This is a genomic window from Ampullimonas aquatilis (assembly GCF_049675895.1).
GTDB classification, from domain to species: Bacteria; Pseudomonadota; Gammaproteobacteria; order Burkholderiales; family Burkholderiaceae_D; genus Ampullimonas; species Ampullimonas aquatilis.
Window position 1 is genome coordinate 2,673,582 of record NZ_CP183834.1, and the last position, 13,627, is coordinate 2,687,208.

13 protein-coding genes are annotated in these 13,627 nt (G+C 50.8%); 7 read left to right on the forward strand and 6 right to left on the reverse strand.

Features of this window, described 5'->3' with window-relative positions; translation table 11 throughout:
* Positions 1 to 60 precede the first annotated feature (60 nt).
* Entirely contained in the window at positions 61 to 1,755 is a 1,695-nt protein-coding gene (locus ACMYR3_RS12485) for a pyrroloquinoline quinone-dependent dehydrogenase (protein ID WP_424192267.1), read from the reverse strand.
* 450 nt (positions 1,756 to 2,205) lie between these two features.
* Here ACMYR3_RS12485 and ACMYR3_RS12490 point away from each other — a divergent pair, with 450 nt between their 5' ends.
* Positions 2,206 to 2,802, forward strand: coding sequence for a VOC family protein (locus ACMYR3_RS12490; RefSeq protein WP_424192268.1), 597 nt, complete (start codon positions 2,206 to 2,208; stop codon positions 2,800 to 2,802).
* Positions 2,803 to 2,983: 181 nt separating this feature from the next.
* A complete protein-coding gene (locus ACMYR3_RS12495; RefSeq protein ID WP_424192269.1) occupies positions 2,984 to 4,276 on the forward strand; it encodes a HupE/UreJ family protein in 1,293 nt (430 codons plus the stop codon).
* A gap of 57 nt (positions 4,277 to 4,333) precedes the next feature.
* Here ACMYR3_RS12495 and uvrB read toward each other — a convergent pair whose 3' ends face one another.
* Complete coding sequence (uvrB, locus tag ACMYR3_RS12500) at positions 4,334 to 6,433, reverse strand: excinuclease ABC subunit UvrB (RefSeq protein WP_424192270.1); 2,100 nt, start codon at positions 6,431 to 6,433, stop codon at positions 4,334 to 4,336.
* Between the two features lie 468 nt (positions 6,434 to 6,901).
* Here uvrB and ACMYR3_RS12505 point away from each other — a divergent pair, with 468 nt between their 5' ends.
* From ACMYR3_RS12505 to ACMYR3_RS12520, 4 genes are all read left to right on the forward strand, one after another.
* The gene (locus ACMYR3_RS12505; protein WP_424192271.1) at positions 6,902 to 7,297 is read left to right on the forward strand and encodes a hypothetical protein; all 396 of its coding nucleotides are present in this window, start codon (positions 6,902 to 6,904) and stop codon (positions 7,295 to 7,297) included.
* 128 nt (positions 7,298 to 7,425) lie between these two features.
* Positions 7,426 to 7,731, forward strand: a complete 306-nt coding sequence (locus ACMYR3_RS12510; RefSeq protein WP_424192272.1) for a DUF3658 domain-containing protein — start codon at positions 7,426 to 7,428, stop codon at positions 7,729 to 7,731.
* A 114-nt stretch (positions 7,732 to 7,845) separates the two neighbouring features.
* A complete protein-coding gene (locus ACMYR3_RS12515; RefSeq protein WP_424192273.1) occupies positions 7,846 to 8,409 on the forward strand; it encodes a hypothetical protein in 564 nt (187 codons plus the stop codon).
* Between the two features lie 225 nt (positions 8,410 to 8,634).
* A complete protein-coding gene (locus ACMYR3_RS12520) occupies positions 8,635 to 8,901 on the forward strand; it encodes a DUF2798 domain-containing protein (protein WP_424192274.1) in 267 nt (88 codons plus the stop codon).
* Positions 8,902 to 9,097: 196 nt separating this feature from the next.
* Here the strand turns inward: ACMYR3_RS12520 and ACMYR3_RS12525 are convergent, their stop codons facing one another.
* Together ACMYR3_RS12525 and ACMYR3_RS12530 are read right to left on the reverse strand one after the other, a co-directional pair.
* Positions 9,098 to 9,961, reverse strand: a complete 864-nt coding sequence (locus ACMYR3_RS12525; protein ID WP_424192275.1) for a M23 family metallopeptidase — start codon at positions 9,959 to 9,961, stop codon at positions 9,098 to 9,100.
* 186 nt (positions 9,962 to 10,147) lie between these two features.
* Positions 10,148 to 11,530, reverse strand: coding sequence for a TAXI family TRAP transporter solute-binding subunit (locus ACMYR3_RS12530; RefSeq protein ID WP_424192276.1), 1,383 nt, complete (start codon positions 11,528 to 11,530; stop codon positions 10,148 to 10,150).
* Positions 11,531 to 11,660: 130 nt separating this feature from the next.
* Between ACMYR3_RS12530 and ACMYR3_RS12535 the strand changes: the two genes are divergently transcribed.
* Positions 11,661 to 12,083 (forward strand): hypothetical protein, encoded by a 423-nt coding sequence (locus ACMYR3_RS12535; RefSeq protein ID WP_424192277.1) that lies wholly within the window; start codon positions 11,661 to 11,663, stop codon positions 12,081 to 12,083.
* Positions 12,084 to 12,135: 52 nt separating this feature from the next.
* Here the strand turns inward: ACMYR3_RS12535 and ACMYR3_RS12540 are convergent, their stop codons facing one another.
* Positions 12,136 to 12,627, reverse strand: coding sequence for a cupin domain-containing protein (locus tag ACMYR3_RS12540; protein WP_424192278.1), 492 nt, complete (start codon positions 12,625 to 12,627; stop codon positions 12,136 to 12,138).
* Positions 12,624 to 13,322, reverse strand: coding sequence for an RNA polymerase sigma factor (locus tag ACMYR3_RS12545; RefSeq protein WP_424192279.1), 699 nt, complete (start codon positions 13,320 to 13,322; stop codon positions 12,624 to 12,626). The genes ACMYR3_RS12540 and ACMYR3_RS12545 overlap by 4 nt, the downstream gene beginning before the upstream one ends.
* Positions 13,323 to 13,627: the final 305 nt, after the last annotated feature.

Genomic DNA, 13,627 nt, shown 5'->3' on the forward strand with positions numbered 1-13,627 from the left:
CCGATCGCAGCAAGCGAGGAGCCTTATTATGGGTTTACCCCCTAATTTCCGACGTACTACTTATTTCTTCAACTTGAATGCAACCAACGCGGCACCACCAGGCAAATCCTTGATCTTCGGGAAAGCCGATGCTGCAAATCCAGGTACGTGCGAACCCAGACCAGTTGGTACAACGATGTACTGCTCGCCACCAGCCATGTAGCTGATAGGACCACCACGGACACCAGAACCACCGTTGAAGCTCCAAAGTTGTTTACCATTCTCTGCATCATAAGCAAATATGGTGCCTTCCATATCACCGTTAAACACCAGACCACCACCAGTTGTCAGCACACTGGACAGACCTGGCAACTCATAGTCAATCTTCCACTTGAATTTACCAGTCAGCGGATCAACAGCCACCAGACGACCCAAGGCTTTACCTGTAGGTGGGTTAGTGGTTTTCAGATCAGCAATACCCAGGTACAGACCATTCATACCGATCTTGGATACGTCTTCTTTACCAGCTTCCACCTCGTTACAGGCTTCCATAGTGTTGGTATACCAGAGACCAGTTTGCGGGCTGTAAGCACCGTGGTTCCAGCTACGTGCACCAAGCAGCCATGGGCAGAACAGTTTACGCTTGCCGAGTTCTGGCTCATTACGGCCAATCAGCTCACCCGTTTTAGGATCAACACCCTTGACCCAGTTAATGTTGTCCACGAGCGGCCAAACATTAGACAGATCACCATTGGTCTTGTCCATCACAAACACGAAACCGCCTTTGTTCAGGTGAACCAGCATTTCCTTGCCATCTTTTTTCAGCATCAAAGCTTCGTAGGGTGAGTCAAAATCCCATACATCATGCTTGACTTCCTGACGATGCCATTTCAGCTTGCCAGTTTTTGGATCCAAGGCCAGCAATGAAGCTGTGTACTTGTTATCGCCTTCACGGCCTGCGCCATAGTAGTCAGGTGCGGCGTTGGAAGTACCGATGTAAATGGTGTCGGTAGTTGGATCATAAGTACCTGGCAACCAGGCACCACCGCCGCCAACCTTACCCGTATCACCAGGCCAGGAGGCTTGGTCATCCTTGATGGTGTTGAATGTCCAGACACGTTCACCCGTATCTGCATTCACAGCAAAAATCTTACCTTGTTGTGGCTGGTCACCACCAGTTGTGCCGCCAAACAGCACATCGCCAGCCAGTTGTGGTGGTGATGAGAACAGCGCACCGAATTCAGTTTTCAGGTTAGTCAACTGAGTTGACCAAACCTGCTTGCCAGTCTTCTGATCCAGCGCCACAAAACGGCCATCCAGCGTACCCACAAACACTTTGCCACGACCAACGGTCACACCACGGCTAGCCGCCACGTAGAACACATCGTTGGATGTTGGATCAAGTTTAAGCTTGTTATGCCAGATGGTTTTACCAGTTGCGGCATCAACTGCATAAACGTGGTTATATGGCCCGATGTAATAGAGCACACCATCAATCACAATTGGCGTCGCTTGCAAACCATGAGTCAGATCACCAGGCTGATGAATCCATGCCACCTCCAGATTCTTGACGTTAGCCTTGTTGATTTTATTCAACGGGCTATAACGCCAGGCAGTATAGGTACGGTGATATTGTGGCCAGTTATTTGGATCATCCACACTGGCCTGACTTGCATCCAGCGCGAAGGTCGGCGTAGCCGAACCCAAAATACCCAGTGCCAGAGTAGTTGCACAGGCTAACTGCGCACGACTCCATCTTTTTTGAATAGTCTGCATAATCTTCGTCTCCAAATAGGATTTGGTTTGATTAATAATTTTTTATACGCTGAGTGCGCACCTACCTATCCGCAAAACGTATGCCAAGAAAATCGGGAAGAAATCCCTAACATAAAAGGATGAATTCCTAATGTAAACCCTAATCTCCATCACTGCTTGTCGCCATATTCAAGACAGTTTGTTTCATTTCCCATGAATTCATGATTCACGACTGAAACAGTTGTATCAAGCCGTGGGACGTCTGTACTTTATTTCAGGCTTGATTAGCAGTAATGCAAAATTTACTTTTATTCATTGAATGAAATACCTTGCGAAAGAATGCCATGTCATCATGGCGCCGGCTTCCCGCTCTTCATTTTCTTGGCCTGTCTTTTGCTGTGAGTAATAAAGGATCTGGCTTTTCATCGACACAATAGTGCTCAGATTCGTCATCATATTCAGGAGACAACAATGCAATTCAAAAAAATCATTGCCAGCATGGCACTGGCACTCACTCTGCCGTTGACCGCCCAAGCTGGCAGCATGCCTGGCATGCGCGGTGCCGACCACTTGGGTATCACCGTTCCTAATCTGGATGAAGCCGTCAAATTTTTTGTTGACGTGATCGGTTGTGAAGCGCTTTTCAAATTTGGCGCCTTCAAGTTTGACGATGACTGGATGCAAGTCAACCTCAACGTCAACCCACGTGCAGAAATTAAAGATTTTCAAATGGTGCGCTGCGGTCATGGCACCAACCTGGAAGTGTTTGAGTACAAATCACCCGACCAAGTCAAGGCACCCCCTAAAAACAGCGATATCGGCGGCCATCACCTGGCCTTTTATGTCGATGACATGGACAAGGCTGTGGCTTATCTGAAGGCCAATAAATCCGTCAAGGTCCTGGCTGAACCACATACCTTTACCACCGGCCCAGCCACTGGCTTGCAATGGGTGTACTTCATCTCCCCATGGGGCATGCAGATGGAAATCGTGAGCTATCCAAAAGGCCGTGCTTACGAAAAAACCAGCAAGGTCAAATTATGGGATCCACGCAGTCCAGCCAAATAAGCTGTGGCTAAACGCCGGCACCATGGCTGATCACAAAGACCTGCGGCGATCCTGCAGGTCTTTGTCGTTTTAGACTGGTGTTTCTGCCCCGTTTTCTATCGGCTTATCGACACTACTTATTTACGCTTGCCGCCGGCACAGTCAGACTGCCCCCCTCACGACTCAAAGAATTCCATTCCTCATGCCCATCCGCTTGTTATTGCGCCGCACCAGTACCATTTTGATGGTATGGCTTTGTTTACTCGGCAGCATGGCCCTGACCATGACACTCACCATGCGCAACGCGCAAGCCCATATGTTGAGCGCCTACAATCTGCGCGTGGTACATTTTGAACACCGGGACAATGGCATGATGGTCTACTACCGCCTGTCCCTGCCCCTGGTATTGGGACACGCGCTGGAACAGATGAAAGAAGCGCCCTACCCTTACTTCATCATCAATGAAATGACCAATCAAACGCTGTTTCATTATCTCAATCCCATCTACGCCAGCCAGCACCTGGATCAGCTTGCCAACTATATTGACGAAGGTCATGACCTCTCTGTCGCGGGTGAACGTATCGAGCCCGAGTTTCGCAGCATCGTGTTGCATCCACGGGGCCATGTGCCGCCCTTCAACACGCTGGAAGAAGTTCAGCAAGCGGTACAGCCACAACCACTGCCGGAAGATATGGCGCAGATTGAATCCGGTTATGTGCTGGTCGATGCGGCCTTCTTTTACCCTACACCACGCGCCATTCATCAGTTTCAATTTGCCAGCCGTCTGAACCAGGGTTATATCGGCGAACAACTGACCCGCAATCTCCTGGTGGATCATGATGCCGATAAAACCATCACGCTCACGCAAGATGGTCTGCTGGATCAATCCATTACCATCAACCCATCACTAAGCGAAGCCGTACTGCAGTTCATGCAGGCCGGTCTGCAGCACATCTGGACCGGCTGGGATCATATGCTCTTTGTCCTGTGCCTGATTGCCGGGCCAATCCGGTTACGCCAGATTGCCTTGCGCGTGACCGGCTTCAGCATTGGTCACACCCTGTCTTTGATTGCCGGCTTTTACGGGCTGGCACCTACCGGCAGTTGGTTTGCGCCGATGATCGAAGTCTCGATTGCGGCCTCGATCTTTTTGACTGCGCTCTTGATCATCACCCGCCGCCTCAACAATATGATGACCTTGCCCATGACCGTGACCATTGGTGTGCTGCATGGCTTTGGCTTTGCCTTTGGCCTGCGTGAAATGCTGCATGCACTGAGCCCCAATATTCTGCCCAGCCTGCTCTCATTCAATTTGGGGGTGGAAGTGGGTCAACTGGCTGTGGCGCTATTGGCCTGGGGTACCTTCATGCTCCTGCGTCACAATCTGCGTGCCCGCATCTCGCTAGTGTATGCCAGCGTGGGTGTGATCAGTCTGTTGATTTCAGGTTACTGGATCAGTGAACGCTTACCGTTATTGATGACGGCACTGGCTTAGTGCCGTCATCGCAACACCACATCGCCAGGCAGGCAGCCCCACGCTGTAATCAAGTCACTAAGGCTGCTTACCCACAATGCTGGCAATATTGCTGCCACCACTGGCACCAAACAATTGCTCCTTGACCATCGCCAACTGGTCACGCACCTGGGCCGCTTTTTCAAATTCCAGGTTACGGGCATGTTCAAGCATTAATTTTTCCAGCCGCTTGATTTCTTTGGATGCTTCCTTCTCGCTCATCTCTTCATAGCGCGCCTTGTCCTGCGCGGCTTTAAGCTCGGCCTTGGCTTCTTGCGGGTTGTACACGCCATCAATCAGCTCACGTACCAGCTTCTTGACACTTTGTGGCGTAATGCCTTCGGCCTCGTTATGCGCCAATTGCTTGGTACGTCGACGATTGGTTTCGTCGATGGCACGTTGCATCGAGCCCGTCACCTTGTCCGCATACAAAATGGCAGTCCCATGCAAGTTACGCGCAGCGCGGCCAATGGTTTGAATCAGGCTGCGCTCGTTGCGTAAAAAGCCTTCCTTGTCGGCATCCAGAATCGCCACGAGTGACACTTCTGGAATATCCAATCCTTCACGCAAGAGGTTAATGCCCACCAGCACATCAAAGGTGCCCAGCCGCAAATCCCGGATGATCTCGGCGCGTTCCACCGTATCAATATCGCTGTGCAGATAACGCACCTTGACACCATGCTCCGACAGATAATCGGTCAACTGCTCCGACATGCGCTTGGTCAGCGTGGTCACCAGCACCCGCTCGCCCACCTTGCTGCGCAAATTGATTTCAGACAACACATCATCCACCTGCGAGGTGGCCGGTCGCACAAAAATCTCCGGATCAATCAAGCCAGTCGGTCGCACCACCTGCTCCACCACCTGCCCGGCATGCTGCTTTTCATAATCGGCTGGCGTGGCAGACACAAACATGGCCTGGCGCATCTTGCCTTCAAATTCTTCAAATTTTAATGGTCGGTTATCCATCGCCGAAGGCAATCTGAAACCATAGTCCACCAGATTTTGTTTACGCGCCCGGTCACCGTTGTACATGCCATTGAGCTGGCCAATCAGCACATGCGACTCATCCAGAAACATCAACGCATCCTGCGGCAGATAATCCACCAACGTCGGTGGCGGCTCACCCGCCTTGGCACCAGACAAATGGCGCGAGTAATTTTCAATGCCCTTGCAAAAGCCAATCTCCTGCAGCATTTCCAGATCAAAGCGGGTACGCTGCTCCAACCGTTGTGCCTCGACCAGTTTGTTTTCTTTATAAAAAAATTCAAGCCGGTCGCGCAGCTCTTCCTTGATGGTTTCCAGCGCATTGATCACCGTCTCGCGCGGCGTCACATAATGTGAGCCTGGGTACACCGTAAAGCGCGGAATCTTCTGCTTGATACGCCCTGTCAACGGATCAAACAGTTGCAGGCTTTCCACCTCATCATCAAACAGCTCTACCCGCACTGCCAGCTCGGCATGTTCGGCCGGAAAGATGTCGATCGTGTCACCGCGCACGCGAAACGTGCCACGGCTAAAGTCCAGCTCGTTGCGCGAGTACTGCATATGAATCAGCTTGCTGATCACATCGCGCTGGCTCAGCTTGTCATGCACCCGCAGCGTCAAAATCATCTGATGATATTCATTGGGATTACCAATCCCGTAAATCGCCGACACGGTGGCCACAATCACCACATCACGCCGCTCCATCAAACTCTTGGTCGCCGACAGACGCATCTGCTCAATATGCTCATTGATGGACGAATCCTTTTCAATAAACAGATCACGCTGCGGCACATACGCCTCGGGCTGGTAGTAGTCGTAATAACTGACAAAATACTCAACCGCATTGCGCGGAAAAAACTCGCGAAACTCCGAATACAACTGCGCTGCCAAGGTCTTGTTAGGCGCAAAAATAATCGCCGGCCGGCCGGTGCGCGCAATCACATTGGCCATCGTAAACGTCTTGCCCGAACCCGTCACACCCAGCAAAGTCTGGTACGACAAACCATCGGCCAAACCCTCCACCAACTGATCAATCGCCACCGGCTGATCCCCCGCAGGCGCAAACGGCTGATACAGCTGATAAGGCGAATCAGCAAAAGTCACAAACTTGGATTCATCCAGCGACGAATTCACTTCACTCAGGTCAGTCATGCAATCTCACAGCAATAAAACAGGCAATGCTGCATGGTAGCACCGGCAGCCCACCCCATCAGTGCGGTGGACATGGCGCTGGGGCCAAAAAGCGGCAGAGTGATAGAGGTGAAATAGATACCCCTATAGTGTATTAAAAATGAACCAATATATAAGCACTTAAGAGGTATTAAAAGTGCCCATACTCCTTGAAATTGGTTTTTTGAGGGGGGATGGGCTGCTGACAGGGGGTGTCAGGAGGGGAGAAAGCATTTTTGGAGTTCCTATAAAAGTGGAAGATGAATCCATACAAATATTTGTGATTATTTTTAGTTTAAAAGTTTAAGAAAAAAGTCTTTTTAATACGCCAACTAAGTAACACGTGAAACCGCGAATAATGTAGACAATACGACATAACTTAGCAATACATTGCTAAGTTATTTTTTTATGTGCCCTTCAGTTCATGTCATTTAAACCAGAGGAAAAAAATTGGATCCAATTTCATTGATTCTCGCCTTCGCATTTAAGAACCCTCAAGCAACAAATACTGCAATCAACTCCTACACTACTCCGGGAGAAGTTAATGTTAGTCAGTTAAACAGTAGTGCAGCTGATTTTGCGATGCAAACTCTGCGCTGCTACCATAAAACAGCTCGATTTCGTGATGTTGATATATTGGGGACATCATGGAAAGACCAATACAAATTTGGTGCAGAAAACTCTGTTGTGATGCGGATTAATTTTATGGGGACTTCAGGCAATTATTACCAAATGATTGTAGCTGCGATGTCCAAAGAACAGAGTTATAGAACCTATGTAATTAATGAAGATACATTAATTCCTTACAACAAAAAATGTGAGTTAGAGACATGGACATCATCCTGAAACTAAGATTAATTAATTGAAATTTCACTTGATGTTAATAAATTTCCGGGAACGTAGAAAAGTTTTATTTAGAAAAAAATAAATCAATCTTTACTTTTCACTTGTTCGTCTACTACATCAGTAAATCAGTGACTAAACCAACCCACTCTCCAACCCTAACCACGCAACAACAAAACCTCGTCAACTCACTTAGTAGTGACTTCATTGAAACGATAGACAAAGCTTTGTTGTCCCATGCGACAGATTCATGGAGAAAGGTGGCGATGCTGGTTGGCTTGGTCATGATCGATGACAACATTCGCATGCCAGGTTTGCCCGACTTGTTTTATGCCTCACGGGTTAAACACCTGCTAGCAAATGGTCTGCTCGAATCTCAGGGTGACTTAGCGCATATGCGTTATAGCGAAGTACGATTACCTCAGCCACAGTCTTAGCATATTCAACATCACTACCTCTCTCCGGTAAAATACCCAACTAGGTAGCTTGCCTGCGCAAGCGCCCCTCCTTTGGCGCACAGCCTTTACCATCTAATCTACCCGAGCACCCGCATGGCTATCAAATCTCTTGTCGACGCTAACTACCGTTTTATTGCGGCCAGTCAGGAAGTCAATGCGCGGATTACGCAGCGGCAGCAGGCGCTGGCTTTGTATGTGACGCTGGTGGTGAGTTTGCTGGCGGCACTGGTGGCGCTCAAGCCGAGTGAGGGCAAGGAGGCGGTGCCGGTGGAATGGCTGTTGTTGGGTTTTCCGGTGGCGTCGCTATGTTTGGCTTTTTTAAACTACAAGGCCGAGTGCGCCATCACCAACTTGCGGCGTTTCATGTCGGCACTGGAACAGCTGGATAATGCACATGAATCCTTGCCCAGTTATAACACTCACCCCAAGTGGGCGCTGGGTGCCAATCAGGCACGCCGCTTTCATGACTATGCCGCGGCAGTGCTGGTGGCGGGCGGCAATACGGTGGGGCTGGGCGCGGTGCTGAAGATTTACCCTGCCCGCGTTGCCGAAGCACCGTTGACCTTGTGGCTGTCGATCGCAGTGGCGGTGGCCTCGATCCTGATTCTGTTGCTCAGCCCACGCTGGAGCTTTACGCCGAGCGGCACGGATGAATAGCGGGTGATTGAATACAGTTTGTTGATGTAGCAAGCTACGTCATCAATGACGCTGACCTTTGGATCAGATTTTAGTTAAAATTTCAACGTGCTCCTGATTGCAGGCGCACCGTAAGCGTTTACGTCAATCAACGCGCCAACTACCACCGGCCATTGCCGGGGTTGTGTTCTTCCATATGTTTGCTTTTGGAAGAGGCGCCTTGTTTGGTCGGCTTACGGAGCTTGAATGAAATCTGCAAAACCCACCACCCCCTTTATTACCCACAAGTTACCGGCGCGCTATGCCAGTATTGTGATGTCCTTCTTTCTGTCCATTCTGATGACCTGTCTGGTCTCGGTGATCAGTACGTTGAAGAGCACGGGCTGGAATACACACTTTCTGGCAATCTGGCCAGCTTCATGGGCAATCTCATGGCTGATTGCCTTTCCCATCCTGTTGCTTGTCTTGCCACTCGTCAGACGACTGACCTCACTGGTGGTCAGTCGCAGTTAAATTTTTCTGCCGAAACGGTCATTGATCGTTTCGGTCGTTCCGGGATGACAGCCAGAAATGCAAATCCATTATACTCATCTAGTGTATAAAAATAGCATCAATATTCAAGCACTTAAGACCCTATAAAAATGCACATACTCCTCAAAAACAGCCTTTATAGCTCGATATAAGGAGCGTTAAACAACCAGACAAAGCCTTAGCGCAATGCCGCCGTCCGTACTTCTGGCCGACCATAATCGGCATTGACCAGACTCTGGTGCTGCACGGTAAAGTCCTTGTATAGCCGCGTCCAGAAGTGGGGTGTGATCGACACCACCTGACCATTGAGATTACGCAATACCGCAAAGTGCAGATGCGGCTCACTGGAGTAACCACTGTTGCCCGAACTGGCAATCACGGTACCGGCCACCACACGCATGCCGGGTTGCACGGCGACACTGCCACGCAGCAAATGGGCGTAGAGTGCCCAGGTGCCATCATCATGCAAAATTTGCACATAGTTGGCCTCGTTGATATATGAACGCTCCAGCAAGCCCTCACCAAAGCCCTGCTCTACGTCCACCACTACACCATCACGGGCGGCAAGTACCTTGCTGCCAACTGGCATGGGAATGTCGATGGCATTGGCGGATTCGGCATCCTTGTGGGTTGGTAAGGGACCACCGGGTGCCTGGCTGACTCGAAAAGTTTTGCCATTTTCAAACGGCAAACGATAGAAGGCCAAACCATCGGGCACACTGTGCGGATCACCCGGCGTCCAGCCATATTGATAGGTAAAACGGTAGGGCCGACGTTGATCGACCGCCGAAAAGCTGGCAATTTCCTGCTGGCTGGCGGCAGGCAGCACACGCTGGATCGGCCAGCTGACATCGGAATTGAGATTGTCTTCGGTCTTGAGTTCAGCCGTCAGCAGCACCGGCATGCGACCACGATTGACCGCCAACACTTTCTGGTGCGCGCCTTCCTGCACCTGACGCAATTGCACTGGCGGTGGGCCTTCGGCGTGCAGCACCGGATTGAAGCAGCAAATTAACAAACCCAACATCAGTATGAGTGGCATCGCACCCTCCTTCTGTGTCATCAGATGATGCGCCTCAAACCTGCATAAAACAAGGCACCTGGAACGAATCAGCAATGGATTCATTCTAGGCAAGTGATCTCATGTTCTATATTGTGATAAACCTGTGCTTTATAGGCTATTTATTTGAATTTACAACATTTTCCGCACAAAAATAGTCCATACGGACTAGTTCTTTTCATATTTGGCGGGCCGTCGGCCTGCCGTGTCAAGCAGACGGCCCCGCACAAAGGCAATATGGTCGCGCACATCAAACTGCAAAGAAGCAAAGCCATTGGGAATGCGCATCTGGCTGATCTGCTGCTCCACCTGATCCAGCTCGCCTAGTAATGCCTGGGCAGTCACCTGATCAGGCGCTGCCTTGATGCGTTTTTCAATGTCACGAATGGCGCGGTAATGGCGAAACAGACGATGACGAATATAGATACCCTGCAGGCGTGGCAGCCAGTCAGCCAGCGTAAAGATGATCGCCGCCAACGGCAACAGCAGCACAAACAGCCGTACCAGCAGATTGGCCGCCCAATAGGGCAGATAGCGGTAGATGAAGGGTTTGCCATCTTTATAAAGGCGCGCCACATCATCATTGACCACAAAGTCTTGCGGTTGGGTGAGCGTGGGAAAGGCTTTGGCCGGATGCAAAATATCCGCATCCTCATGAATCTGCCGAGCTGCTTTCCAGAGCAGATAGGCAATGGCCGGATGTTCGTCGGAGCGCATCACAATACTGGCCGTGGTGGAGAGCAGCGTGACATCCTGTGTCGGCAGATTCTTCTGAAAATTGATCGTACCCTGTGGCAACACCAGCTTGGTCAAGGACGGCATGTGGCGCAAATAGCCATCGGCCAGGCGCAGGTTCATCAACTCGATCCCGGGAGCACTGAGCAAGTCCTGGATCACGGCCGATTTGACACCACTGACCATGATGGCCGCATCAATCTCACCAGCCTTGAGGGCGGCAGCAGTCTCTTTGGCCGACAGTTCCTGACGGGCCACACCGCCTTTTTGCGCACCATTGCCCAGACCATTGATGCGCAATAAATCCAGTGCAACCTGACGCGTACCACTGCGCGGCAAACCAATCGAAACCCGTGCACCAGCCAGATCCGTCACACGTTCGAGCATGCCGGACTTGAGCTGCGGCCAATGTGCTCGCCGCACAAAAATCCAGACTGGCTCGTTAAACATGCTACCCACCGATTGCAGGGTGGTTTTGTCGGCGGCTACTTTATCACTGTCTTCGTCCTCGTCTTCATCGGCCTGTTTGAGCAGACCATTCTGGACAAAGCCGATCATGTGTTCTGATTTGGCATCGAGCAGGCGCTCCAGATTTTCAATCGCGCCAGCCGAAGTGCGCACCTCGACCTTGACACCATCCCTGGCCAGCAAAGCCTGATACTGCAAGGCAGCCGCATGATAAGCACCGCCCTCCACGCCCGCCGTCAACACCAGTTTTTTAGGTGGCAAAGGACTACCCAGAAACCAGCTCAGCACAAACACCAGCATGGCAGCCATGACGCTCAGATAGGGCCAGATTTTTTTCAGGATTGCCACATTCTCTCCATGGATTGTTTGATCAGCGCGCACCATTATCGCGGATACGGCGCGATACCCTCAGCCCGTCACAGTTCAGCCATGCTTGACGGCTATAATTGATGACACAGCGATCAAATGGCGAGAAAGCATGCAATATCAGAGAATGGCGACCATCAGACTGTTGAGTGCCGTGTCTTTCAGCACCACAATCATAAGTGCCTGTGGTGGTGGCAACTCAATAGAAGATCAGGTGAATAGCCTGCTGCAACAAGCCGATACCAAGAAGACTCAGGCGCTGGCAGCAGCCGTTGATACACCCTGCGATAGCGATGCGCAATGCCAGGTCTTGAGTTTTGCGACTTACACATGCGCTTCAGCAGCGGACTTTAAAATTTACTCAACAGCGGCAAGCAGTACCAATCAAACCGAAACAGCAACCCTTGAACAAAATGATCTGATTGCCCAGGCTTTGAATTTAAAAAATCCCAATATTGCCTGCACAGCGCTTGCCATCCAAAAGCCAATACCTGTTTGCGCGGCCAATCACTGCCAGGCGCAAGCTCAACGTTAAAGACCAGCGTCAACACACCCAAAGCCGCCTTGCACGGCCTTGAGAGAATGCCTCAATAATGGCTCAACATTTCAGTTTGCGCCCGGATCATCAAGACACAACCTGTTTCGCTATAGCCGCCGCCATGGGGCATACCTTTAGGAGCGAGTTGATAATCGCCAGCCTGCATCAACTCACCGCCCAACCAGATTTCGCCTTCAACCAGAAAACACTCTTCATCATGCGGATGATCATGCGCCGGTATCTTGCCACCCGGTGCAACCTTGAGTAAAAAGGTGCTGGTCTCTTTTTCCTTGCGCAGGATCTTGAGTTGGATTTTGGGCAGAAAATCCAGCCACTCGCCCTCATGGGCACGTACCGTCGGCAACTTGCTCGCCTTGTGCCACAACGGCTGTTGCTGAATATCAGCACGAACGCCATCGAGAATGCGTTGCTTGAGCCGTGCAGCAATCTCATTGGATGGCAATGCACGACCAAACTGCTCATCCAGCAGTTCAAAATCGTCGGCGTTATCGTTCATCATATTGGATGGATGGTCACTCATGCTAAACCCTCCTGACCCAGAAATTTTTTAATGTGCTGCAAACCCTGCCGGATATGCGTCTTCACCGTACCCAGGGGCAAGGCGGTATGTTCAGCAATTTCACCATGGGACAAGCCTTTGAAGTAAGCCAGTGCCAAGACCAATCGTTGCGGTTTTTCCAGCGTTTGCATGGCTTTGCTTAACTGCATGACCTGTTGACGTTGTGCCAGCAAATCCATCGGGTCAGCACCCAGGTCGGCAGCATCGTGTTCGCCTTCCACCGGTTCATCGAGCTGATCCATAAACAGCTCGATATCATCACGCGGCTGCGCCTGATCCAGACGACGCAAATAATCGATCGCGCGACTGCGGCAAATCGTCAGCAGCCAGGCCATCGGATGACCACGCTCGTGATCGTAATCACCCGCCTTGCGCCAAACCTGCAAATAAACCTCGGCCAGCACATCTTCAGCAGCCTCGCGCTTGCCGACAATCCGCAAGACCATCGCCCAGCTGCGCGCCAGCGTCGCTTCATAAAACAGGTTCATGGCCTTTTCTTCACCGGCAGTCATGCGTCCCAGCAGTAATGCCAAATTGGGTGCAGAACCCGCCCCCTCACCGTTATCAGTACATTGACCGACTGTATTGCTGCCTGACGCAGCAGGAACCCGTTCACACGGATCTGCCATGCTTTCAAGCGCACGATTCGTTTCCAATTGTTCATCCTTTGCAAACGTCCACCCCCCTGAGTCGGCGCTTGGCCAGACCGGGGCCTTGATTATGGATGGATGATGTGACCACCATTTGCACCTCCCTGCAGAATGGAATGCGGTAACGCTGTCCAAATAGCTTGTTGCAACAGACACCCCCTGTTGCTCACAGGCACCAGTAAAAACCAGTCATTTCGACTCTGCTTCCATGCATTCTGGCTTTGTACGCGACAAAGATGAAATTGGATTCAAATAAATTTAAATAATAAAAATACAATCAATAGCCATTGCCAATATTCAGCCTGAGAGCC

Coding starts and splice junctions, on each gene's coding strand:
- ACMYR3_RS12485 (WP_424192267.1), bottom strand. CDS start 1,755: ATGCAGACTATTCAAAAAAGATGGAGTCGTGCGCAGTTAGCCTGTGCA.
- ACMYR3_RS12490 (WP_424192268.1), top strand. CDS start 2,206: ATGCAATTCAAAAAAATCATTGCCAGCATGGCACTGGCACTCACTCTG.
- ACMYR3_RS12495 (WP_424192269.1), top strand. CDS start 2,984: ATGCCCATCCGCTTGTTATTGCGCCGCACCAGTACCATTTTGATGGTA.
- uvrB (WP_424192270.1), bottom strand. CDS start 6,433: ATGACTGACCTGAGTGAAGTGAATTCGTCGCTGGATGAATCCAAGTTT.
- ACMYR3_RS12515 (WP_424192273.1), top strand. CDS start 7,846: ATGGCTATCAAATCTCTTGTCGACGCTAACTACCGTTTTATTGCGGCC.
- ACMYR3_RS12520 (WP_424192274.1), top strand. CDS start 8,635: ATGAAATCTGCAAAACCCACCACCCCCTTTATTACCCACAAGTTACCG.
- ACMYR3_RS12525 (WP_424192275.1), bottom strand. CDS start 9,961: ATGCCACTCATACTGATGTTGGGTTTGTTAATTTGCTGCTTCAATCCG.
- ACMYR3_RS12535 (WP_424192277.1), top strand. CDS start 11,661: ATGCAATATCAGAGAATGGCGACCATCAGACTGTTGAGTGCCGTGTCT.
- ACMYR3_RS12540 (WP_424192278.1), bottom strand. CDS start 12,627: ATGAGTGACCATCCATCCAATATGATGAACGATAACGCCGACGATTTT.